Here is a 22,763-nt window from a genome sequence, read left to right on the forward strand (position 1 = left end):
GCTAGCCTCCCTGCATGGGCGAGAGGATTTCTATCCGGTCGCCGTCGTTCAATTGGAATTCCGCCCGGTTGGCTTTGTGCACGAGGTCGTTGTTGACGGCCGTCGCCAGCCAATCGCCCTCGTAGTCAAGCGCGGCAAGCAGCCCGGCCAGCGTGGTGGCGGCAACCTCATGCGCTTCGCCGTTGACCATCAGTTTCATGAGCAAGCTCCTTGGTTCTGTCTTGACTGAAAACCAGGTCGGCAGCCTGGCGCGCCATGGCGGGAGCCAGGAGAAAACCGTGACGATAGAGCCCGTTGATCGCGATGATTTCACCGTTCGTTTCGACGCGCGGCAAATTGTCGGGAAAGGCTGGGCGGACGCCGACACCGGTTTCAACGATCTCGGCCTCGCCAAAGGCCGGGTGGAGGGCATAGGCGGTACCCAGAAGCTCCATCATGGAGCGCGCCGTGATTGGTCCGGCGGACTGGCTTTCAATCATCGTCGCACCAACCATGAAACGGTGATCGGTGCGCGGCACGGCATAAAGCGGAAAGCGCGGATGCAGCAAACGGACCGGCCGCGACAGCGAGACATCAGGCGTACGAAGAATCAGCATTTCGCCGCGAACGCCACGCAACCTGTCATAGGCCGCTGCCATTCCCATGCAGTCTATCTGACGGGCGAAACCCGAAACAGGCCGGGCGTCGGCGCCGAAGCGGAACTCGACCCCCGTGGCCGCGAGCTTGTCATGAAGTGCCGCCATCGCCTGGCGTGGGTCGAGGTGAGCCTCGTCGGGGAAGAGCAATCCACGCCGGAAGCGGCCGGCGAGGTCGGGTTCCAGGAGCGCAATTTCATCTTCCTCGACACGCCGATAGCCCGTCGTGCGGCTGGCGAACCGGTCGAGCTCGCCCGCATCGCGCGGCGCGGCCAAGACCAGCGTTCCCCGTCGTGCTACCAAGCCTGGCGTTGCGGCGTCCCACCAGTCGGCGGCGTCGCTTCCGAGATCCAGCACCGGCTGCTCGGCGCTTTCACGCTCGCACCACGGCGCCAACATGCCACCGGCGAACCACGACGCATTGCCCCCAAGGGCAGGCCTTGTCTCGGCAACGGTAACCGCCGCGCCGCGTGCGGCGAACTCGAAGGCGGCGGTGAGGCCAGCAACGCCCGCTCCTTTGACCAAGACCTTCATGATGGCTCACGTGGCTGAGGTATGAGCGGTGCGCCGGTCTCGTCCGCCGGCAGGTAGAGATCACCGCCCTCGCGGTATTTCGCCGCCATCGCCGCCATGCCCTCTTTCTGCGCCTCGGCACGGATGTCGTGAGAGATACGCATCGAGCAGAATTTCGGTCCGCACATCGAGCAGAAATGCGCCACCTTGTGCGCTTCCTTGGGCAAAGTCTGGTCGTGGAAGGACCGCGCCGTTTCCGGATCGAGCGACAGGTTGAACTGGTCCTCCCAGCGGAACTCGAAGCGCGCGCGGGAAAGCGCATCATCCCTGACTTTCGCTGCCGGATGGCCCTTCGCCAGGTCGGCGGCGTGGGCGGCGATCTTGTAGGTGATCACGCCGATCTTGACGTCGTTGCGATCGGGAAGGCCGAGATGCTCCTTGGGCGTGACGTAGCAGAGCATGGCGGTGCCGAACCAGCCGATCATCGCGGCGCCAATGCCTGAGGTGATGTGGTCATAGCCCGGCGCGATGTCGGTCGTCAGCGGTCCAAGCGTATAGAACGGCGCCTCGCCGCAGACGGCGAGTTGCTTGTCCATGTTCGCCTTGATTTTGTGCATCGGCACGTGGCCAGGCCCCTCGATCATCACCTGGCAATCCTTCGCCCAGGCGATCTGCGTCAACTCGCCGAGCGTCTCCAACTCGGCGAACTGCGCCGCGTCGTTGGCATCGGCGATCGAGCCCGGACGAAGGCCGTCGCCGAGCGAAAAGGATACGTCGTAGGCTCTGGCGATGTCGCAGATTTCCGCGAAATGCTCGTAGAGGAAGCTTTCCCGGTGATGGTGCAGGCACCACTTGGCCATGATCGACCCGCCGCGCGAGACGATACCCGTGACCCGGTCGACGGTCAGCGGGATATAATGCAGCCGCACGCCGGCGTGGATGGTGAAATAGTCGACGCCCTGCTCGGCCTGTTCGATCAGCGTGTCGCGGTACACCTCCCAGGTCAGATCCTCGGCAATGCCGCCAACCTTCTCGAGCGCCTGGTAGAGTGGCACCGTGCCGATCGGCACCGGTGCGTTGCGCACGATCCAGTCCCGGATGTTGTGAATGTTGCGGCCGGTCGACAGGTCCATCACCGTATCGGCGCCCCAGCGAATCGCCCAGACCATCTTTTCAACCTCCTCGGCCATCGAGGAGGTGACAGCGGAGTTGCCGATATTGGCGTTGATCTTCACCAGGAAATTGCGGCCGATGATCATCGGCTCGCTTTCGGGATGGTTGATGTTGGCGGGAATGATCGCCCGTCCGCGCGCCACCTCGTCGCGGACGAATTCGGGCGTGACGAAATCGGGCAGCATCGCGCCGAAAGCCTCGCCGTCGCGCTCAACCTTGCCGTGCAGGATCTCGCGACCAAGGTTCTCGCGGATGGCGACGAACTCCATTTCGGGTGTGATGATGCCGGCGCGTGCATAGGCAAGCTGCGTCACCGCCTTGCCTGCTTTGGCTCTGAGCGGTCGGTGGCGGATGGGAAATTCTGGCGTCAGGCGTTCGCCCGTCGCGAATCCGTTGTCCTCCGGCCGGACGTGGCGGCCGTCACAGTCCTGGACATCGCCGCGCGCCAAGATCCATTCGTGGCGAAGCCGGGCCAGGCCTTTTTGGATGCTGGTTTCGACAGCCGGATCGGTATAGGAGCCCGACGGGTCGTAGACGGTGACGGGCGGTTCGCCGGCTGTCGGATGGACGGAGATTTCGCGCATCGGCACCCGGATCTGCGGGTGGATGGCACCGGGCTTGTGGATCTTACGCGAAGCAGGCAGCGGTCCCGTTGAGACGGCTGGGGTGAGGGCATTCATCTTGAGGCTCCTTTGCTCATGCATTGGAGACCCAGTTCTGTGCCGGAAGGATGAAAAGACGCTTCTGTCGACCTGCCGAAACAGGACCTCGGGCGTGAACTCCCGCAGAGCGCTTGCACCGTCCCTACGCCAGTATGAACTGGATCAGGTTCAACGGGTCACTGCGCCGCGAAAGCCAGCAGTATCTCAGCCCCTTGCCGGGACTCCCCTGGTGAATGCCTCAAGTTGAACGGGCCGGGGTTGTCTTGTCAAGCGCGTGTTCGTCCTGCGGCGGCGGTGGGCGGCAATCAAATTGGGGCCAAATTGGGCCGACGGCCTCGCCACGGGTCGCGGAGAAGTTCCGCGGGAGATAGGGCAGGTGTGGCCAAAGCTGCATTTGCCTCGTCAAACTTGATGTGACATTGACGTAGACGGAACTGCTGCGTTTCAAGGATCTTAAGCCGTCAATGCCTGATCGGAACAGAACTGGTGGGACGCCCGAACGCCCCACAAACATCGTGCTCTCGATCACCTCCTATTGTCGCCGGAAAAGGGGTGATCGACCAATCGATCAAGGCGACCGCTCGCTGAAGGGCGCCCTCGGTTTCAGCACGGCTGGGTGAAGTGGCAATGACATGTCCAATCCAGTCTCGGAAATCCCCCTTCCTGACGATCGGTGTCTTGGGTTCAACATTCAATTTGACCTCGGCCACACCGGATATAGCAGCTGCCTGAGTGTCGCCACCAATCCAGTCCAGGGTGCCATCTTGATCAGGAAGCAGGAATCGCGCGGCCGCGGTATGCGAATGCTTTTTGCGCAGATCCCATTCCTCGCCAATGACAAGCTTGATGTGCTCGGCGACGAGGTCGACACCGTAAGCTAACTGGACCAGTTGAGGGTCGGGCGCGCCACTAAGACGCGGATTGACTTCAATGACAACTGGACCGCGTTTCGTGCACCGGAGTTCAACGTTAGTTGGCCCCCAGCCAAGGCCGAGAGCCCGCAAACAGCTCAGCGAAACATCGGCGATGCGCTCACGCTCCTGATCGGTTAGCAGGGCCGGATACGTCACCTCACGTATGACGAAATGGGGGAGGGGACCAAAGTCATTGGCGCAAATCGCAACGACCTCATTCCCCATAACATTAATGCTATAGAACGGGCCCTGTGCGAATTCTTCGACGAGTATTTTCGGTGTAGACCGCCATATGTGCTTTCCGCCCAATAGATAAGTCGTATGTTCGGCTACGTCTTCGAGGCTGCGGCACAATCGGACACCGATGCTGCCGCTGCCTACTGCCGGCTTAAGAATCACGGGCAGGCCGATCTCTGCAGCCGAGCTTTCTACCTCCGCCGCATTCGTTGCCAACCGATAGGCCGGTATTGGAACGCCGGCCTGCGCGAGGAGTTGGCGTTGCTTGAATTTGTCGCAGCTTCGTTCAATCGATTCAGGGTTCGGTCCCGGTAGATCGAAATGCCGGCAAAGCTTGCCAACTGTCGCATAGATCGATTCATGGTCCCCGGCAAAGCCAGTAATGCCAGCAATGTCGTGGGTAGCACGCAGCCGCGAACATTCGCGGACCAACGCTTCGAGATTGCCAGTGTCGACACGGATTGCCTCAACGTTTTCCGCCGAAAGATAGTCGTACCGAGGTGGATCAGCCGTCAGAGTAATTGGATGAAGACCAAGACACTGAGCCGCTTGGACGTATAGCTGACCAGTACCCCTATGGCCTTCGACCAATATGAGCGCTCTTCTTCTTACCATTGCTGTTAATCCCGATGTTGCGTGCTGGCGGCGGTCCGAGGGTACCGGCGTCACTTTTATGGCCGTGCCGGACCTCAGACTCGCGGTGCCGTACCATTGTCAACGACTGACGCTTGTAAAAATCTTGTAAATTGATTTGAAGGATCTGTTGCAGCGTTGTTGATTAGGGCGGCGTCGGAGGCTTGCTCCGTTCAAACCAGGTTAGCTGGGGTTGGTGTGTGATCCCGTGGGCCTGGGCGTGACCTGCCCCTCGGGTAGGGCACGCCAAGCCACATCAAACTCGCAGCACAAGAACATGCGCTCTGGTCATACTGGCTCATGGTGAGCCCTGAATCTGGAACCGGCCCGATGTGTAAGCTGCGAGCCGTCAAACGGCCCCATTCAATTATGGAGTCACATCATTTAAGATCGCGAAAGCTGTCATTGCGGGTTACGGAACTGCTTTCCGATGACATTCGAAGATGCGATCGGGCGTCAGAACCGGATCGCTGACCGCCGCTTCCACCTCGGCGAGCCCGGCTGATATAATCAGGTCTGAGGCTGCGCGCCCTGTCGTTCCCAGCATTTACATTAGGCAGCCTTGCCAAGATTGTCCCGCAGCAGAACCTGCCTGAGCGCATCGACGAACGTCCGAATATCTGTCGTACTATGGGCAGGCGTAACCGTCACCCTGAACCGCTCGGTTCCCACCGGAACACTCGGCGCCAGAATTGGCTGAACGTATATTCCATGCTGATCCAGAAGCTGGCGGGACGCTTCCTTGCAACGGAATGGATCACCAATAAGCACAGGAATGATGTGGCTTCGGGTCGGCATGACGGGGATGCCCGCCTCTTTCAGCAATCCGATTAAAAGTTTCGTTTTCCGGTGCAGATCAATTCGTTCTGAATCTGAATCGCGAAGATGGCGCAGCGCTGCCAGCGCACCAGCCGCCAGCGCTGGCGCAAGCGCCGTGGTGAAAATGAAACCGATCGAGAAGCTTCGTATGCTGTCAACAATGGAGGCAGGTCCGGTCACATAACCCCCCATCGAGCCGAACGCCTTACCTAGCGTCCCTTCGATGATGGTTGGACGATCCATGATGCCAAGTTCCGCGGCAATGCCGGCGCCTTTCGGACCGTACATTCCCGATGCATGAACTTCATCCAGAAACGTCATTGCGCCAAATTCGTCCGCCATGTCACAGATATCTTTGATCGGTGAAATGTCACCGTCCATTGAATATACCGATTCAAAAACAATGATCTTGGGTCTTGCAGGATTTACACTGCGCAGAAGCTCCCGCAAATGCGCAACGTCGTTATGCCGGAAGACGCGCTTTTCGGCCCGGCTGTTGCGGCATCCACTAATAATTGAAGCGTGGTTGTGCTCGTCAGAAAAAATAATTGTGTCCGGCATCAAAGATGCCAATGTACTCAAGGATGAATCGTTTGAGCTGAAGCCGGAAACAAAAATCAATCCTGCTTCCTTATTGTGGAAATCTGCAAGCTCCCGCTCGAGCAACACGTGGTAATGGTTGGTGCCACCAATGTTGCGGGATCCTCCCGATCCTGCGCCGTTGGCATCGATGGCGCGCTTCATTGCCGATAGCACTTTGGGGTGCTGCCCCATACCGAGATAATCATTAGTGCACCAAATGGTTATCTCTTTTCGGCCGTCGGGCCTATTGAGCCAGGCCTTTGGGAAGTTGCCAGACTGACGCTCCAGATCGGCAAATTCACGATACCCGCCACGGCCTTTGAGTTGCTCGATTCTTCCGGCGAAATACTGCACATAATCCAAATCAATCTCCTGTTGGGAAGCCGTTTTTCGGCGCGCTCAGTGCTGCTTCACAGCGCACCTGCGCCGGCCCATCGCGTCGCATCCCTCGACAAGCACCAGCAAGATTGGATTTCGACTACGCGCTTGATCCTGCGGGGGTTTCGGCCGCTCCAGCTAATCGGGTAACGCGCCCCAAAGTGCAAGTGAAGAGAATGTTAAATCTATTTGTTACTGAAATGTCTGAAATTGCATAGTGTCGCAAGGGATTCATAATTCTGGCCAGTCGTCGTTCAATTCCTGTCGCGGCCTTGTCAGAGCTGCGCTCGGCGGGCTTTCGGGCCCGAGAGCCGCAATGCGCGAGGGCCGCGTCTTGTCGCGCAACAGCCCTTGAAGCCCTTCTGCGGCGAAACGCTCTGCAAACGCCATACGCAGCTTTTGGACGTGCTGGCCTGCCGGATCATCTTGACGGTGCCGACGTCATCGTCGGTCCAGCCGGTTCGGAGTCGCCTCAGAATCGGAAATTTCTGCCCATCAGACTGGAAATTGACATGTAAGCTTCCCGGCTCCTTCAGATGTCATCATCTCTCGCACACCAACTCATGCCACGCAGATGAGATCGCGCCTTTTTTGTCGTCACATTCCATTGTCAGAATCGGAAAAGAAGGGTCTCCTTGTTTTTTTTATGAAACAAAATTTTCACAAATATTATGAAACGGACATGTTTGCTGCAGACAATTAACGTGCACGTACTTGTCTGCCGCTGAATAACAAAATATAGGCAGCGATTATAACTTATAAACGTAGTGAAACGCGTCAATCGACATTTCCGTAGAGCTGCAGCACAGACGAGGGGAGTCCCATGGGCCCTATGAAGATGCAGCCCGAGGAGATGGGCAGCCTGTCCGCGCGGATTTACAGCAAGGTGCGGGATGGCTTGATCATCGGCAATTTCGCGCCGGGCGATCGTCTCCTTATGCAGGATCTTGCCGAGCAGCTCGGAACCAGCATTACGCCGGTGCGCGAAGCCTGTCTGCGGCTCGTCAGCGAGCAGGCGCTCGAGTTGCGCTCCGGCAGGTTCGCCGCGGTGCCAGACCTCAGCCGCGCCCGCTACATTCAGATCAAGCTGATCCGCGTGGCACTTGAAGGGCTTGCGGCAGAACACGCTGCCGACCATTTTGCCCCCGCCGATCTCGAACAGCTTGAGACCTTCCGCGCCTCATTTGTAGAGAGCCATAAGGCCGGTAACATCAAGGAAGCGCGATCCTCCAATCGCGCTTTCCACTTCGGCGTCTACCGCCTGTCGCGTATGCCGATGCTGATCGGACAGATCGAAAGCATGTGGGCCTCGATGGGTCCAATCCTTAACGTTTACGATCGGGAAATTCCGCGCGGGTACACCGGCGCGGAAGAACATGACCATCTCATCGAGGCCTTGAGGGCTGGCGACAGGAAGAGGGCCCGCGAGGCGATCGAGAACGACATCCAGCGAGGCTCACATGGTTTTCTGCGCTATTTCGACGAGCGCGGCTCCGGCTGAGCTGAATTGCCCTAAGCACCATCGATCTGCGCGACGCGGGGTGTGCGCAGGCCGGCTGTTTCCCCGCCGTCTACAGTCACCACCGTGCCGTTGACATAGCTCGATTGATTCGAAAGTAACCAAGCGACCACATCAGCGATCTCTTCAGGGGCACCGAAGCGGTTGGCAGGGATCCGCAGTTCGAGCTGCTTCTTGCGCAGTGCATCGCTTATGATGTTGCCCATCATGCGTGTTTCGATCTGGCCGGGGCAAACAGCGTTGAAGCGGATCTCCTCGCCGAACTCCAGCGCGAGTGCCTGCGTCAGCCCGATGACCGCGGCCTTTGAGGCGCAGTAGGCAGCGAGCCCTTCTTCGCCCGTCTTTCCGGCGATGCTGGCCATGTTGACGACTGAACCCCTCCCGAGCCGCAAGCCGTCCAGCGCATGACGGATGAAGAAAAAGACGCTGCGTGCATTAACCGCAAGGACCTCATCCCAATCGTCCTGGGTGGCGGTGGCGAAGGCAATGCGCTTCGACATGCCGGCATTGTTCACGAGCCCGGCGAGCCGGCCGTTGCCAAGTTCAAGCGCACGGTCGACGACACGGCGGCAATCGTCTTCACGGATGATGTCACCGGCAACGAACGTGACACCGTGATTGGCGCGTTCGAGCGCCGCGCCCGCTTCTGCATCTCGGCCGGTCGCCACCACTCTGGAACCGGCAGACGCAAGTTTCTCCACGCAGGCCCGCCCAATCCCGTGCGTGGCGCCTGTTACGATGATCATTCCAATTCACTCCATTACGTATTTGGCAACCGCACAGTTTGGGGGGCTCGCTTTTGGGCCAATCCCCGCCCCATCAAATCATGACGAACAACGTTGTCGTCACCTAGGATCAGTGGATCAAGTTGTGACGCAGGTTAAAGCCGGTGGACTGGCCCAAGCGCCGGGCCGTCGGCCCAACGGCTAGATTGGCGATACTGCGCATGTGGCCATGTCTTTCCTCGCGTGATGGGGTTTCCCTAGAAGCGGAGCGATATGCGGGTGTGACGACCGATAAGGCGGACCGGCTATTCCGATAGGGACATCCATACTGTCGCATGACCGACTCGTCATCCCCGCAAGGCCAGTAATGCCAGAAGTGCTGCACAATACGCCAAGAACGCACACCGACCAATCAGTGTTTCGACTGTTCGCCGCACACGGGATCGGCCCTCTCAGCTGGCAAAACCATGTCGCAATGGCTGGACGTGCATCGCGATTTGCGAGCCTGGTGACGCGGGACTTGCGCCGGCACGCTATCAAGGGAACGGGCCGCGACGGCTTGCCGGCGGAGGCTGTGCTGCCCTGCCCCTGCTCAAGCAGCACCACCCACTAAGCATCGGGAACCCGCGTTCCATTTAGAAGCCTCCACGTTGCGGGCCTTTGCCCGGCTGCCGGGAGAATGATGTCGCAAGACAACACCCGCAATCCGGGCGCCGACCTCTAGGAAGAACTCAGGCTGGCAAGCGCCAGACGAGAGAAGTTGGAAAGCCGCACGGTCGTGCGCGGGGAACCGTCATTTCAACAATCATCCGACCGCAGCGTGTTATGGCACGCTGCCGTGCGGTTCAGCGCGGCTGTTGCAGCACGCGAATGCACTGGGCACATCTCCTCCCTAAAGACCCTAGACGATTTGGTCGCTAGCGAAGTGCGGCTGCTGACCAATGGCTCTGTATTCGAAGGCCACGCTGATGGCTTTGAGTTATTCGCCGGCGCTTGATGTCAGGCAACTCGATCGACAAGCCGCATACCGGTCGGTCGCGAGGAAGCCCACATCGCCGAGGCCAGTTGCATGGCTGCTGTCTCCGACCTCGTCTTTCGTCAAATGGATTGTGATCCCGGTCGAGGCAGCGAAACCGCGATTGAAGACACCTTCCCGGCTGAGCACCGGCTAATGAAAACCCTATTGACTTATAACTTATAAGTAGTACGGTAGCACTGTGAAAATGAACAACGGCGCGGATGGCCCTGAAGGCGGACTCGCCTAGACGGTACTACGATCCGCCAGCAAGCCTCTGCTCCCAAGGCAGACCGCGGAGCCGGCGAAATCGCCGGCTCCGGACCCGGGAACACACGAAAATGGGGAATCACATGACCAAGAATCACGCTTTCCGATCCATCCTCGCGGCGGCTTTCGTCACCGGCGTGGCCGTCCTGCCCAACGCCGCCCAGGCCAAGGATTGGTGGCCCTTCAAGATCAACTCGGCCAAGGGCGGCGATCTGAAAAAAGTCGAGGCACTCGACTATGTGCCGCTGGAAAAGGCCGAGAAGCCTTGGAACCTTTGCGTCTTGTTTCCGCACCTCAAGGACAGCTACTGGGTCTCGGTCGACTACGGTATCGTTGAGGAAGCAAAGCGCCTGGGTGTCAAAGTGACGGTCCTGCAGGCTGGCGGCTATGACGCGCTGCCCAAGCAGCTGTCGCAATATGACGATTGCGTCGCATCCGGTGCCCAGGGCATCCTCGTCGCCGCCATCTCGGAAGCCGGCCTGGCGGCCAAGCTGAAGGAGGGCGACGCCAAGGGTCTTGTCCAGATCGCCGTCGCCAATCCCATCCTGGAAACTCCGATCACCGCGCGCATCACGCCCGATACCTACCAGAAGGGTTTTCAGGAGGGTGAGTACCTCAAGAAGTATCTCGGCGACAAAAAGACGACCGCAATCGGCCTGCCGGGTCCGCAGGGATCGGGTTGGGCGGAGAGCTATATGGCGGGCTTTCGCGACAGCATCAAAACCGGCAACATCAAGCTCGCGGCCGAGCTCTATGGTGAGCCCGGCGTTCCGCAAAGCCTGCGCCTCGTCGAGGACGCCCTGCAGACCTATCCGGATCTCAATGTCATCTGGGGCGGGGCTGCTGCGGCGGAAGCGGCCGTCAGCGCCGTCGCCGACGCTGGCCGCGACGATGTCGTGATCATGTCGTCTTACGAGAACCAGACGATGCTGAAGCTGGTCAAGGAAGGCAAGGTGCTTGGCTTTGCCGCCGAGTATCCGGTGATGATGGGCCGCATCAGCGTCGACCTCGCGGTGCGCGCCTTGGAAAAGAAGGACTATGAGAAGGTTCTGCTGGTCGCGCCGGGTATCGTGACCAAGGACAACGTCGACAAAATCGACCCGACGCAGATTTTCGCGCCCGATGGGTGGAAGCCTGAATTTTCGGTACAATAGTCGCATCTTCGATGGGCGGTAGACCTCGGCCTTGGCCTGCCGCCCGTTTTGCTTCGAGTTCGGTGGTGTCAGCGATGCTTGAACTTACGGGTATGACGAAGCGTTTCGGGGGGGTGGTGGCGCTTGACGGCGTCGATTTCACGCTGCTGAGCGGTGAGGTCCATGCCCTTCTCGGCGAAAACGGCGCCGGAAAGTCGACGCTCATCAATCTGATAGCGGGAACCTACGGCTGGACCGAAGGCTCTTGCCGTATCGACGGCCAAACCGTTTCCGCGCTGACCCCACAGAAATCCCGCGATGCCGGGGTGGCGGCTGTGTTCCAGGAATTCAGTCTTGTCCCCGACCTCACGGTCGAGGAGAACCTGTTTCTTGGACGCGAGATCAAGGGAAGGCTTTTCCTAAATCGGCGCGCGATGCGTGCCCGCGCGGAAGAACGCTTCCGCGACGTTGGCTTTCACGTCGAGCTGGACAGCAAGATCGAAACGCTGACCCGGGCGCAAAAGCAGATGGTCGAGATTGCCAAGGGCATGCTTTCGGATGCCAAGATACTCATCCTCGACGAACCGACCGCGTCGCTTACCGACGGTGAAGCGGAAAAACTGTTCGCCGCAATCGCGGGCCTCAAGGCGCGGGGCGTCGGCATCATCTATGTGTCGCATCGCATGGCCGAGATCCGTCGGCTCGCGGACCGTGTCACGGTCTTGCGAGGAGGGCGCAAGATCGACACAGTGGCCATCGCCGCGGCATCGGACGCGACCCTGATCGAGAAGATGGTCGGCCAGCCGGTCGAACGACTTTATCCATCAATCAGCCATCGCCCCGCCGAAATCGTGCTGGCGACCAGGGGGATCAGTGTCTCCGGCACCCTATCCGATGCCTCCATCGTGGTCAGAGCTGGCGAAATCGTCGGCCTGGCGGGCCTGGTTGGCTGCGGTCGTAGCGAACTTTGCCGAGCCGTGTTCGGCCTGGAGCGTGTGACGTCCGGTGAGATCGAACTCCATGGCGAGGTGGTCAGAGCGCCAGTGCCGCACAGCATGTTGCGTGCTGGACTTTGTTACTACCCGGCCGATCGCGGCGCCGAGGGACTGGCGCTTGGCCGGCCAGGCCGCGAGAATGTGACCATGGCCGCGCTCGACGACCCGAGACTGTCCCAGGCCGGACTGCTCAAGTTCTGGCGCGAGCGCCGGGCGATAGCCGCGCCGTTGAAGACACTGGGTCTACGACCGATGGCGCCGGAACGCGCGGCGTCGTCGTTTTCGGGAGGAAACCAGCAGAAACTCGTGCTGGCGCGCGGTCTGATGCGTCCTGTCTCGGTCCATATTTTCGATGAACCGACGGTCGGCATCGACGTGGGCGCCAAAAGCGAGGTCTACAGGCTTATGAAAAGCCTGGTCGAGAATGGCGCGGCCATTCTGCTGTCATCGTCCGAACTGCCAGAGCTCGTTCACCTGACCAACCGCGTCTATGTCATGCGCGAAGGGCGCATAGTCGCCGAACTCAAAGCCGACGGCATCACCGAGGCCACTGTGCTGCGTCACTATTTCGACGCCGAAACCGGCGCCACGGAGGCAGCATGAGCCCTGACACGCTGCGGCGCCGTTTTGTGGAAACCGGCGGGATCGTCATCCTGCTTCTGGTCGCGGTTGCGGCCGCGGCCGCGATCATCGAACCGCGTTTTCTGAACCGCCTGAACATCCTCAACGTCCTGCGCAATTTCTCCTTCCTGGCGGTTCCGGCGATCGGCCAGATGATCGTCATGACCACCGGCGGTTTTGATCTGTCGGTCGGCGCCACCATGGCCTTGGCGTCCGTGGTCACGGCCGCGGCGATGGCCGCGATGCCCGACGCGCATGGGCTCCAGCTGCTGATGCCGGTAGCGCTGGCCTTGGCCAGCGGCGCCTGTGTTGGCCTGGTAAACGGCACGCTGGTGGCGCGCCTTTCCCTATCACCTTTCATGGTGACATTGGCATCGTTGTCGATCGTCGCGGGACTTACGCTCTATTACACGCAGGGTATCCCGATCTATGGCGTTTCCGACGCCTTCGTCTATGCCATCGGGCGAGGGCAGGTGCTTGGCCTGCCGCCGGTCTTGCTGCTGGCGATCGTGGTGATCGCCATCGCCATCATTCTGCAGCGTCGGACCGCGCTCGGGCGCCACTTCTACGCCGTCGGCGGCAACGTCGGCGCCGCCCGATTGTCGGGAGTGCGCACACACCGTGTGTTAATTACCGCCTATGTGCTCTCCGGTCTCCTGGCCGCACTCACCGGCGTGCTGATCACCGCCCGTATCGGTTCCGGCCAGTCGACGATCGGCGGGACGCTCGGACTGGAGACGATCGCAGCGGCGGTGATCGGCGGCGTTTCATTGCGCGGCGGCTCAGGCCGCGCCGAGAACGTCGCCATGGCGGCGCTGTGCCTGGCGATCATCGCCAATGCGATGAACCTCACGCAGATCGACAGCAAATTCCAGACGCTGGTGCTGGGTTCGGTGCTCATCGGCGCACTGGCTTTCGACCGAATTGTTCAGGGGAGGCGGGCCAATGTCTGATCGTCCAGACATGGCGGCTCCGGTTGTTCTTGACCGCGCTCGCCCGGACATCCGCCAGTTCGCGTCGCAGGCCAAGCTGCCGGGGCTCGTATTCCTGGCCCTGCTGGGTCTCGGTCTGCTCGACCCGCGCATTGTTTCAAGCGGCAATCTCTGGAACATCGCGATCCAGACGAGTTATCTCGCACTGTTTGCCATGGCGCAGACCATGGTGCTGCTGACGCGCGGCTTCGACCTGTCGCTTGGCTTCACCGTCTCGCTCGTCAGCGTCATATCGGCGATGGTGATGACCGGAAGCGGCGATATGCCCATCCTGTGGGGGATCGCCGCTGGCCTTGGCGTCGGGCTGCTGATCGGCGGGCTGAACGGCGTCCTCATCGCCGGTATCGGCATCAATCCACTGGTGACGACGCTTGGCATGGCCAACATTGTCATGGCACTGGCGTCAACCGTCAGCGGCGGCTTTCCCGTGCCGGGCGTTCCCGAAGCCTTCACGGACGCCTTGGCGGAGGGACGGCTGATCGGCATTCCGGTGCCCATCCTGTTCGCCGCGCTGTGTTTCGCACTGCTGTTCCTGGTCCTGCGCTTCACCGTGTTCGGGCGCGGCCTGTATCTCATCGGCGCCAACCCTCGCGCGGCGAAGGCGGCGGGCGTTCGCACCGGACGCGTCGTTGCGATCGACTACGTGGTCTGCTCGCTGCTGGCCGCGATTGGCGCCATGCTGCTCACCGCGCGGACCGGATCGGGCGAGCCCAATCTCGGCGGCAACCTGACCCTGGAATCGATAGCGGCGGCGGTGGTCGGTGGCGTGCGCCTCACCGGCGGAGAGGGAGGCGTCACCGCGGCTCTGCTCGGTGCCCTGTTCATCACGGTCATTTCCAACGCCATGAACCTCATGCAGGTCGACGGCTATCTGCAGCAGGTTCTTTTGGGCCTCATCATTCTGGCCAGCCTGATACTGGGCCGCGATTACAAGAAACGCTAACAGCTTCGGACCTTAAATGGCTTATCAAGTCTGCATCGACATCGGCGGAACCTTCACCGATTGCCTGATTTCCGAGCCCGGTGGGAAAATCTCGATCTTCAAATCGCCCACCACGCCCGGCGAATTCGAGAAGGGATTCATCAACGTGCTGCACGTGGCGGCGGCCGGATACGGGCTCGATCCCGCGACGTTCATGACCAAGATCGACTTGATCGTACACGGCTCGACCGTCTCGACCAACGCGCTGGTCGAGCGCAAGACCGTCAAGGTCGGATTGATCCTCAACGAAGGACATCAGGACATCCTCGTCCTGCGCGAGGGGCCGCGCAAGGGCGCCTTCCAGTGGCGGCTCGACTATCCCGAGCCCTATGTCCCGCGCCACCTGACGAAGACGGCGCGGGGCCGCGTCGATGCGCGCGGGCGGGAGCTCACGCCTCTGTCGAGATCCGATGTCGAGGCGGCGATAGCCGACTTCCGGCGCTATGGGGTCGAAGCGATAGCGGTCGGTCTGCTTTGGTCGGTCGTCAATCCCATCCATGAAACAACGGTGCGCGATATCATCGCGCAGGCATGGCCGGAGATCCCGGTCACGCTTAGCCATGAAGTCAATCCGATGTCGCGCGAGTACAAGCGCATCATCGCGGCCGCTATCGACGCGTCGATCAATCCGATCGTGCGCACCTACATCGAGGACTTGCGGCAAGCACTTTCGCAGGCGGGTTTCCAGGGCGAGCTGCTGCTCGCCAACTGCGTCGGTGGAATGATGCCTCCCGCCGAGATGCTGCGGCGGCCAATCTACAGCGTCATGTCGGGGCCGACGCTGGCGCCGATGGCCGCGCTGGCGCTGAGCGACGAAGCCAACGTCATCGTCGGTGACATGGGCGGCACCACCTTCGACGTCTCGGCTTTGCGTGACCACCAGATCATCGTCACCCCGGACAGCATGATCCACGACGACTCGCTGGGGATCGCGAAAGTCGATGTGAGATCGGTTGGCGCCGGCGGCGGGTCGATTGCCTGGGTCGACGATGGTGGCCTGCTTCGTGTCGGGCCGCAAAGCGCTGGCGCGCGGCCGGGGCCGGCATGCTACGGAGCGGGCGGCACCGCGCCGACGGTCACCGACGCCAATGTCGTGCTCGGCATCATTGACCCGGATTATTTTCTCGGCGGCCGGATCAAGATCAGCCGCGATCTGGCCGAGAAAGCGGTCGCGAGCATCGCGACGCGGCTCGGCATCCCGCTGCTCGACGCGGCTTACGCCATCCAGACCACCAGCAACCACAACATGGTCGGGGCCATCGAGGAAATCACCATTCGCGAGGGCATAAACCCACGCGACAGTTTCTTTGTCTGCGGCGGCGGCGCGACCGCCATCCACATCGCCGAGATGGCCGACATATTGGGCTTGAAACGCTACATGATCCCGCGCTTCATGGCCGGGCTGAGCGCGTTCGGCGGGTTGATCTCGGATATCACGCGCGAGGAAAGCGCGGTTTTCCTGACCTCGACCCGGCGCTTCGACGCCGCGGGCGTCTCCGACATCCTGGCGCGGTTGAAGGTGTCGGGCGAGGCATTCCTCGAACAGGCCGGCGTTGAGCCAGATCTCCGGCGTTTCGAGTTCTCCTTTCTTGGTCGCTACGAGTACCAGTCCTGGGAAATCGAGGTCCATTTCGAGGCCAATGAGGCGCGCCTCGAAGCGGAAAAACTCCCAAGTCTCGTCGAAGCGTTTCATCAGATGCACGAACGCATTTATTCAATCAGATCCGACCGCGACGTCGTCGAATTCACCAACTGGAAGCTGCGCGCGGTGGGCAAGCGGGCCAATCAGGACGCCTGGAGGGACTTCAGGCTAGCCGACCAGGCGACGGCGCCGGTCGCCAAGACCCATCGGCCAGCTTATTTGCACGAAACCCGGCGGACGAGCTCTCTGCCTGTCTACGACATGGACCAGCTGGGCGCGGGGGCGGCGCTTGATGGGCCATGCCTGGTGGAGGCGACGACGTTCACCGCCTTCCTCAAGGACGGACACCGCGGGCGCGTCGACCCGCAAGGCAACATTGTCGTGACAGTCGATTGAGACTCAAACCTTCCCGAACAAGGCATCGTAAAATGAATTCACCTGTCATTCGCCTGGAGACGCCAACGCGCCGCGTCGATCCGTTCCTGATGTCGGTTCTCAAAAGCCGGTTCGAGGCGGTGGTGCGGGAAATGACGCTGGTCGTGATGCGGGCCAGCCGCTCAGCGGTGATCAAGAACGCCCGCGACCTGAGCTGTGCGATCCTGACCTATGATCACCGCCTGGTTTCCACCGAGGACGCGCTGCCGATCCACGTCATGTCGATGGATCTGGCGACCCGTCCGATAACGGAGTTGTTCGACGATATCGCCGACGGCGACATCTTCCTCAACAACTGCCCATACACGGGCGGCACCCATCATGCCGACCTGATCATGGCGATGCCGATCTTTTTCGACGGCAAGCCGCTGTTCTGGGCCGTGGCGCTTTCCCATCACGCCGATACTGGCGCGCCGACACCTTCGACATATCTGCCATTTGCCAAGAACGTTTATGAGGAAGGGATCCACTTTCCCTGCGTGCGTGTGGTCGAACAGCACCGGGAGAAGCAGGACATCCTGCGCATCGGCATGATGCGCAACCGTGTTCCAGACATCTGGCTGGGCGACGTGCGAGCCCAGATCGGCGCCTGCAGGACCGGTCGACGCCGTCTCTTGGAACTGCTTGAAAAATACGGCCGCGACACGCTGCTGGATTTCGTCGAGGACTGGTTCGACTACGGTGCGCGTCGCGCCATGGCCGAGATCGCCAAATTGCCGAAGGGCAAGTTCTCCTACGAGGTCCGCCATGACCCGGTCCCCGGCGTGGCGGAGGAGGGGATCCCGGTCCGGATCACCATCGATGTCGACCCTGAAGCCGGCGAGATCACGGTCGACGTGCGTGACAACATGGATAACGTCCCTGGCGGTCTCAACCTGTCGGAAAACACCTGCACGGGCTCGTGCCGCATTGGCGTCTTCAACAATCTCGACGACGGCATCCCGCACAACGAGGGCGCCAAGAGCCGGATCAAGGTGTTGATGCGGGAGGGAAGCGTGGTTGGCAAACCCCGCTACCCCGTAGGCACCTCGGTGGCGACCACCAATGTCAACGACCGGTTGATCATCGCCGGCAATTGCGTGTTCTCGACGATGGGAGAACCCTATGGCCAGGCCGAGAGCGGCTCGCACCTGCCGGCGGGGATCGGGGTGATTTCGGGCAAGGATCCGTTCAAGGACGGGCAGCCCTACGTCAACCAGGTCTTCATTGGCTACGCCGGCGGCGGCGCGCGTCACGGCTATGACGGCTGGTTGACATATTGCGGGCCGGCGAATGGCGGCCTGATCGCGCTGGATTCCGTGGAGGTGGACGAATCCATGTATCCCATCATCATTGAATCGCGCGGCGTGGTGGCGGGTACCCAAGGCATTGGCGAGTTCGAGGGCGCTCCCGCGGTGGGCGGTGTCTTCTATCCCGTCGACCACGAGATGACACTGGTCTACTCGGCCGATGGCACAACCTTTCCGCCGCGTGGCGTGCTGGGCGGCGGTGACGCCAAAGCAAGTCGCAGTGCCAAGCGCGGCACGGATGGCAAGCTGGTGGAATTGCCGGCCTTCCATGAGGAGGCGTGCCGCGCCGGCGAGCGCATCGAGTTCGTTGCCTGTGGCGGCGGCGGCTACGGCGACCCGACCAAGCGCGATGTCCGCCGTGTCGCGGCCAGCGTTGGCCGCGGCTGGCTAACAAGCGAAGCGGCTCGCAAGTCCTACAAGGTTGCCCTGGTGCTGGACGCCGAGCAGGGCGTCTGGGTTGTCGACCAGGATGCCACCGCGCGCCTTCGGGCGGCCTGAGCCAGCGCGAAGAGAGGTCGCCAGCAAATGACCGGCGGCTTCGATCACGCCCGCTTGGCGGCCGCGTCCTGCTCGTCGAAATACCGCAACAGGTTCATGCCACCGCGCACGATGTCGCGTTCGATCGCCTTACGCGCCACCTTCTTGTTGCGGGTCCGGAACGCTTCGATCAGCGTCTCGTGCTCCTCCGCGCCGATGTAATCGTTCTCGGCCTGCAGATAATACACGTTAAGGATAGGGCCCATCGAGACCCACAGGCTTTCGATCTGGGCGATCAGCATATCCATCTTGGACAGGCGGTAGACCCCGAAGTGGAATTCACGATTGGCGCGACGGGCGCGGTCAGCATCGCCGGACGTTTCGCCGGCCACGAAATCGCGATGGATCTCGACCAGTTTTGCAATGTCCTTCTCCGAAACATGCTCAACGGCGAGTTCGGCCGCTAGTCCCTCGAGCGCGATGCGAATGAGCCGGACCTGCCAGTAACGCGACCGGGTCAGCTCTGGAACGGTGATGAACCGCCCTGACCGCAGTTCCAGCGCCTGCTCGCTGACGAGCCTGAAACAGGCCTCGCGCACAGGCGTGACGCTGGTGCCCAGCCGTTGCGCCAGATCCTGCATCAACAGTCTTTCGCCGGGCCGGAAATTGCCGGCGATCAGGGCTTCGCGCAGCGAGATATAAGTTCTCGCCGACAGACTGCCTTGCTCGATTGGCTGCATCGTGCTCATGGTCCACCGCTGCAATCTTGGCCGCACCGAATCGACAACGGATAGTGCGAGACGCTCTTATATCCTATAAGTCCGTTGCGAAACATGGCTAGGAGCTGGCGGGTTTCCCAGCGGAGAGCTTGCGCAGGATTGTCTCGATGATATCCAGCGATTTCTCGACTGTCGCCCGGTCATGGCTCCCTGACAGGTAGAGACGCTTGAGCGGAAGCGGCTGGCCGATCAGCCGGTTCGCCACCATCTCTCTGCGGAACGCAAGATCGAAAACATCGTCGTTGCCCAGCAAGTCCTGGTAGTCGCGGTAAGGACCGCTGAGGAAATAGATCAGCCAGACCGAGCCAAACCCGGCGCTCTGCGCGGGCAGGCCGAGGCGATCGATAATGCCATCCAGCTGCGTGCGCATGAAAGCGCCGAGGGCAAACAGGCGGTCGTAGAAGCCTGGTTTCGACAGCTCCTCGATCGTCGCCTGCATGGCGGCGAGCGTCGACGGCGTGCCGTTGAAAGTACCGCCCATGAACACGGATCCTTCCCCGGTCCGGCCGACGAGCGCCATGAGATCGCGACGACCGGCCACCACGCCAACGGGATAGCCTGAGGAGGCCGCCTTGCCGAAGGTCGCGAGATCAGGCGTGACGTCGGCGATCGACTGATAGCCGCCGAGCGCGTGGCGAAAGCCGGTGATGACCTCGTCGAAGATCAGCACGACACCATGATCGCTGGTCAGGCGACGCAGCTCGCGCAGGAAAACATCCGTCGCGATCACCGACCCCATATTGTGAGCGATTGGCTCGATGATGATCGCCGCGACATCGCCGGGATTGGCCTTGAGATAATCCTCGACGGCGCCGGCATCGTTGTAAGGCAGCACGATGGTGTGACGGGCGGCATCCTCGAGGATGCCAGCACTGATGGGATCGTACTTGCCGATCGCCTGCGCGTGCGACTGTACGTTCATGGCGACATAGTCGTGCCAGCCATGATAGCCGCCTTGGAACTTGATGATGCGCTTGCGACCGGTGGCGGCACGGGCAAGGCGCAGGGCGTGATAGGTCGCCTCCGATCCGGAATTGCAGAAGGCGACGAGATCCGCGCAAGGGATGCAGTCGACCAGCGCCTCCGCCACCTCGATCTCTAGCCGCATCGTTCCCGCGCCGACAAGATCGATGTCCTGGGAGACCGCAGCGATGCGTTCACGCACCGCCGGATGACAGTGGCCAAGCACATTGGCGCCGAAGCCGCAGTGGAAGTCGGTGTACTGGTGTCCATCGACGTCGTAGAGAAACGCACCCTGCGCCCGGGCAAATACATGCGGCGCGCCGAGCCTGCGGCTCGGGCTGAGCAATCCGCCCGGCATCACCGCACCGGCGCGCTCGATGAGTCGGGCGGTGTTATTCTGATCGGTCATCGGAATGTCCGTGCATGGCTATGGTCCGCCGGCTCAGCCGAGGGCTTCAAGAACGGTGGCCTCGATTCCCGCCGCGTCCAGCCGGTAGTGCTTGTAGAGATGCGTTGGCGGCGCAATCAGGCTGTATTCGTCGCGGATGCCATGGCGTATCAACCGTGCCGGGCTGCCCGCCTCCGCCAGGATTTCCGCCACGGCGCCGCCCAGACCGCCCAGGATATTGTGTTCCTCGATGGTTAGAATGAAGCGGGAGTGAGCCGCGGCCGAGAGCACTGCCTTCGTATCCATTGGCTTCACCGTATGCATGTCGATCAGTCCGACGGATTTGCCCGCCGCGCGCAGCGAGCGGTAAGCCTCCCTTGAGGGATGGACCATCGAGCCACAGGCGATGATGGTCAGGTCCGATCCTTCGCCGTGAACGATCGCCTTGCCGAACTGGAAGTCGACGCCGTCGTCTTCATAGACCAGCGGTTCCTGGCCGCGGCCAATGCGGAAGTAGATTGGCTGGGCATGATTGACAGACGCCTTGACGGCGGCCGCCAGTTGCGGGCCGTCAGCCGGCGCGACGACCGTGAGGTCGGCGATGCTTCGCATGATGGCAAGATCTTCCGTCGCATGGTGGGAGGTGCCGTAGAAGCCGAGTGAAATACCGGCATGATGACCGATCAGCCGCACCGGCAGCGCCGAATAGGCGACGTCGGTTCTGATCTGTTCGCAGCACAGCAGCGCCAGGAAAGAAGCGAATGTAGCGACGAACGGCATGGCGCCGGTGCTGGCCATGCCGGCAGCAGCCGAAACCATGTTCTGCTCGGAAATGCCAAATTGCGTGAAGCGTTCGGGAAAGCGTTGCGCGAACCGCACCAGCCCGTTGGAATATTGAAGGTCGGCCGTACCGGCCACGACCGGATAACCGTCTTCGACCAGCTCAATGAGCGCGTTGGCCAGGTAACTCAGGCCAGGCGCACGCGCGTTGATCTGGCGGTACTGCCAGGAGTTGGTATCGATCGGGCCGTTCATTGTGTTTTGCCTCCACGCTTGATCTCTTCGGCGGCCAAGGCCTCGTCCGATGGCGCGAGATAGCCCAGATGCCAGCCGGGTTCGGTTTCCATGTAACCAACGCCCTTGCCTTTGGAGGTCTTGGCAATGATGCAGACGGGCCGGGTGCGGTCTGCCTCGGCCTTCAACTGTCGCAGCAGCGTCGCGAGAGCGACGACGTCGTGCCCATCGACCTCGTGCACCTGCCAGCCGAACGCCGCCCATTTGTCGGCCAACGGTTCGATGCCGATGATGTCGTCGACCTGCCCGTCGAGCTGGTATCCGTTGCGGTCGACGATGGCGATCAGATTGCCGGCCTTATGGTGGGCGGCGGAGAGCGCCGCTTCCCAGACCTGGCCCTCCTGCATCTCGCCGTCACCGAGCAGGACATAGACATCGAAGCGCCGGTTGGCCGCACGGCCGCCAAGCACCATGCCGAGGCCGCCGGACAGGGCATGGCCGATCGAGCCGGAGCTGAAATCGACGCCGGGCACCTTGCGCATGTCGGGATGATCGCCAAGCGGATTGCCGAGCCGGGTGTAGCCATCGAGGACGTCCTTGGAGAAGAAGCCCCAGTCGACCAGCAGCGGGTAAAGGCCGACCGCGGCATGTCCCTTGCCCATCAGGAAGCGGTCGCGATCCGGCCATTGCGGCTCGCCGCGCCTCAGCCGCATCGCATCGTAGTAGAGCGTGGCGAATATTTCCGCGCAGGAGAACACCGACGAATAGTGGCCCACCTTGGCGATCTGGATGAGGCGCAGCGTCTCGAGCCGGACGAACTCTGCCCTGTCGCGCAACAGGGCGATCCGCTCCGCGTCGGGTGGCAGGGTGTTGTTTGAAGGAGTGGGTGCGTTGGCCATTGGACGTCACTCTCGGGATCATTTTTTCTCGACAACTTATAAGTTATAAGATATTCCTCGCCGAAGCAACCGCCTATCT

The 22,763-nt window shown here is 61.2% G+C and carries 17 protein-coding genes, 1 pseudogene and 1 riboswitch; of the genes and pseudogenes, 8 read left to right on the forward strand and 10 right to left on the reverse strand.

The features are described 5' to 3' along the window. Position 1: 1 nt before the first annotated feature. The 5 genes from thiS to hemA form a co-directional block, all read right to left on the reverse strand. The gene (gene thiS / locus NLY36_RS21670; protein WP_023737080.1) at positions 2 to 199 is read right to left on the reverse strand and encodes a sulfur carrier protein ThiS; all 198 of its coding nucleotides are present in this window, start codon (positions 197 to 199) and stop codon (positions 2 to 4) included. Beyond that, complete coding sequence (gene thiO / locus NLY36_RS21675; RefSeq protein WP_023737079.1) at positions 168 to 1,169, reverse strand: glycine oxidase ThiO; 1,002 nt, start codon at positions 1,167 to 1,169, stop codon at positions 168 to 170. The genes thiS and thiO overlap by 32 nt, the downstream gene beginning before the upstream one ends. After that, positions 1,166 to 3,001, reverse strand: a complete 1,836-nt coding sequence (thiC, locus tag NLY36_RS21680; RefSeq protein ID WP_023737078.1) for a phosphomethylpyrimidine synthase ThiC — start codon at positions 2,999 to 3,001, stop codon at positions 1,166 to 1,168. Before thiC ends, thiO begins: the two co-directional genes overlap by 4 nt. Before the next feature lie 103 nt (positions 3,002 to 3,104). After that, positions 3,105 to 3,221: riboswitch (TPP riboswitch) on the reverse strand. A gap of 223 nt (positions 3,222 to 3,444) precedes the next feature. Beyond that, a complete protein-coding gene (locus tag NLY36_RS21685; RefSeq protein WP_023737077.1) occupies positions 3,445 to 4,749 on the reverse strand; it encodes an ATP-grasp domain-containing protein in 1,305 nt (434 codons plus the stop codon). 570 nt (positions 4,750 to 5,319) lie between these two features. Continuing rightward, a complete protein-coding gene (hemA, locus tag NLY36_RS21690; RefSeq protein ID WP_023737076.1) occupies positions 5,320 to 6,531 on the reverse strand; it encodes a 5-aminolevulinate synthase in 1,212 nt (403 codons plus the stop codon). A gap of 847 nt (positions 6,532 to 7,378) precedes the next feature. On the opposite strand from hemA, the gene NLY36_RS21695 reads away from it, so the two are divergent. Continuing rightward, a complete protein-coding gene (locus NLY36_RS21695) occupies positions 7,379 to 8,047 on the forward strand; it encodes a GntR family transcriptional regulator (protein ID WP_032904552.1) in 669 nt (222 codons plus the stop codon). 11 nt (positions 8,048 to 8,058) lie between these two features. Here the strand turns inward: NLY36_RS21695 and NLY36_RS21700 are convergent, their stop codons facing one another. After that, complete coding sequence (locus NLY36_RS21700) at positions 8,059 to 8,811, reverse strand: SDR family NAD(P)-dependent oxidoreductase (RefSeq protein WP_286461381.1); 753 nt, start codon at positions 8,809 to 8,811, stop codon at positions 8,059 to 8,061. 365 nt (positions 8,812 to 9,176) lie between these two features. Between NLY36_RS21700 and NLY36_RS21705 the strand changes: the two are divergent. The 7 genes and pseudogenes from NLY36_RS21705 to NLY36_RS21735 all read left to right on the forward strand — a co-directional run. Then, positions 9,177 to 9,683: pseudogene (locus NLY36_RS21705) on the forward strand (ISNCY family transposase); the annotation flags it as partial. Positions 9,684 to 10,158: 475 nt separating this feature from the next. Further along, entirely contained in the window at positions 10,159 to 11,229 is a 1,071-nt protein-coding gene (gene torT, locus NLY36_RS21710; RefSeq protein WP_023707089.1) for a TMAO reductase system periplasmic protein TorT, read from the forward strand. Between the two features lie 92 nt (positions 11,230 to 11,321). After that, positions 11,322 to 12,806: a sugar ABC transporter ATP-binding protein gene (locus NLY36_RS21715; RefSeq protein ID WP_286461382.1), complete on the forward strand. Its 1,485-nt coding sequence runs from the start codon at positions 11,322 to 11,324 to the stop codon at positions 12,804 to 12,806. Continuing rightward, positions 12,803 to 13,777 (forward strand): ABC transporter permease, encoded by a 975-nt coding sequence (locus NLY36_RS21720; protein WP_023737069.1) that lies wholly within the window; start codon positions 12,803 to 12,805, stop codon positions 13,775 to 13,777. The genes NLY36_RS21715 and NLY36_RS21720 overlap by 4 nt, the downstream gene beginning before the upstream one ends. Then, complete coding sequence (locus NLY36_RS21725) at positions 13,770 to 14,759, forward strand: ABC transporter permease (RefSeq protein WP_031204409.1); 990 nt, start codon at positions 13,770 to 13,772, stop codon at positions 14,757 to 14,759. The genes NLY36_RS21720 and NLY36_RS21725 overlap by 8 nt, the downstream gene beginning before the upstream one ends. A gap of 16 nt (positions 14,760 to 14,775) precedes the next feature. Next, positions 14,776 to 16,836 carry a hydantoinase/oxoprolinase family protein gene (locus NLY36_RS21730; RefSeq protein WP_023737068.1) on the forward strand — a complete coding sequence of 687 codons (2,061 nt, stop codon included), beginning with the start codon at positions 14,776 to 14,778 and terminating at the stop codon, positions 16,834 to 16,836. 32 nt (positions 16,837 to 16,868) lie between these two features. Next, complete coding sequence (locus NLY36_RS21735; protein ID WP_023737067.1) at positions 16,869 to 18,662, forward strand: hydantoinase B/oxoprolinase family protein; 1,794 nt, start codon at positions 16,869 to 16,871, stop codon at positions 18,660 to 18,662. A gap of 44 nt (positions 18,663 to 18,706) precedes the next feature. Here NLY36_RS21735 and NLY36_RS21740 read toward each other — a convergent pair whose 3' ends face one another. From NLY36_RS21740 to NLY36_RS21755, 4 genes are all read right to left on the reverse strand, one after another. Next, complete coding sequence (locus NLY36_RS21740) at positions 18,707 to 19,390, reverse strand: GntR family transcriptional regulator (RefSeq protein ID WP_023737066.1); 684 nt, start codon at positions 19,388 to 19,390, stop codon at positions 18,707 to 18,709. 88 nt (positions 19,391 to 19,478) lie between these two features. Then, the gene (locus tag NLY36_RS21745) at positions 19,479 to 20,792 is read right to left on the reverse strand and encodes an aspartate aminotransferase family protein (protein WP_023737065.1); all 1,314 of its coding nucleotides are present in this window, start codon (positions 20,790 to 20,792) and stop codon (positions 19,479 to 19,481) included. 33 nt (positions 20,793 to 20,825) lie between these two features. Then, complete coding sequence (locus NLY36_RS21750) at positions 20,826 to 21,806, reverse strand: transketolase family protein (RefSeq protein WP_023737064.1); 981 nt, start codon at positions 21,804 to 21,806, stop codon at positions 20,826 to 20,828. Beyond that, entirely contained in the window at positions 21,803 to 22,621 is an 819-nt protein-coding gene (locus NLY36_RS21755; protein ID WP_245263162.1) for a transketolase, read from the reverse strand. Before NLY36_RS21755 ends, NLY36_RS21750 begins: the two co-directional genes overlap by 4 nt. Positions 22,622 to 22,763: the final 142 nt, after the last annotated feature.

Origin of the sequence: Mesorhizobium sp. C399B (genome assembly GCF_030323185.1) — a bacterium.
In the GTDB taxonomy this organism is placed as follows: domain Bacteria; phylum Pseudomonadota; class Alphaproteobacteria; order Rhizobiales; family Rhizobiaceae; genus Mesorhizobium.

Coding starts and splice junctions, on each gene's coding strand:
- NLY36_RS21695 (WP_032904552.1), top strand. CDS start 7,379: ATGAAGATGCAGCCCGAGGAGATGGGCAGCCTGTCCGCGCGGATTTAC.
- NLY36_RS21720 (WP_023737069.1), top strand. CDS start 12,803: ATGAGCCCTGACACGCTGCGGCGCCGTTTTGTGGAAACCGGCGGGATC.
- NLY36_RS21740 (WP_023737066.1), bottom strand. CDS start 19,390: ATGAGCACGATGCAGCCAATCGAGCAAGGCAGTCTGTCGGCGAGAACT.
- NLY36_RS21745 (WP_023737065.1), bottom strand. CDS start 20,792: ATGACCGATCAGAATAACACCGCCCGACTCATCGAGCGCGCCGGTGCG.
- NLY36_RS21730 (WP_023737068.1), top strand. CDS start 14,776: ATGGCTTATCAAGTCTGCATCGACATCGGCGGAACCTTCACCGATTGC.
- thiO (WP_023737079.1), bottom strand. CDS start 1,169: ATGAAGGTCTTGGTCAAAGGAGCGGGCGTTGCTGGCCTCACCGCCGCC.
- NLY36_RS21715 (WP_286461382.1), top strand. CDS start 11,322: ATGACGAAGCGTTTCGGGGGGGTGGTGGCGCTTGACGGCGTCGATTTC.
- thiS (WP_023737080.1), bottom strand. CDS start 199: ATGAAACTGATGGTCAACGGCGAAGCGCATGAGGTTGCCGCCACCACG.
- NLY36_RS21700 (WP_286461381.1), bottom strand. CDS start 8,811: ATGATCATCGTAACAGGCGCCACGCACGGGATTGGGCGGGCCTGCGTG.
- NLY36_RS21735 (WP_023737067.1), top strand. CDS start 16,869: ATGAATTCACCTGTCATTCGCCTGGAGACGCCAACGCGCCGCGTCGAT.
- thiC (WP_023737078.1), bottom strand. CDS start 3,001: ATGAATGCCCTCACCCCAGCCGTCTCAACGGGACCGCTGCCTGCTTCG.
- NLY36_RS21725 (WP_031204409.1), top strand. CDS start 13,770: ATGTCTGATCGTCCAGACATGGCGGCTCCGGTTGTTCTTGACCGCGCT.
- NLY36_RS21685 (WP_023737077.1), bottom strand. CDS start 4,749: ATGGTAAGAAGAAGAGCGCTCATATTGGTCGAAGGCCATAGGGGTACT.
- NLY36_RS21750 (WP_023737064.1), bottom strand. CDS start 21,806: ATGAACGGCCCGATCGATACCAACTCCTGGCAGTACCGCCAGATCAAC.
- torT (WP_023707089.1), top strand. CDS start 10,159: ATGACCAAGAATCACGCTTTCCGATCCATCCTCGCGGCGGCTTTCGTC.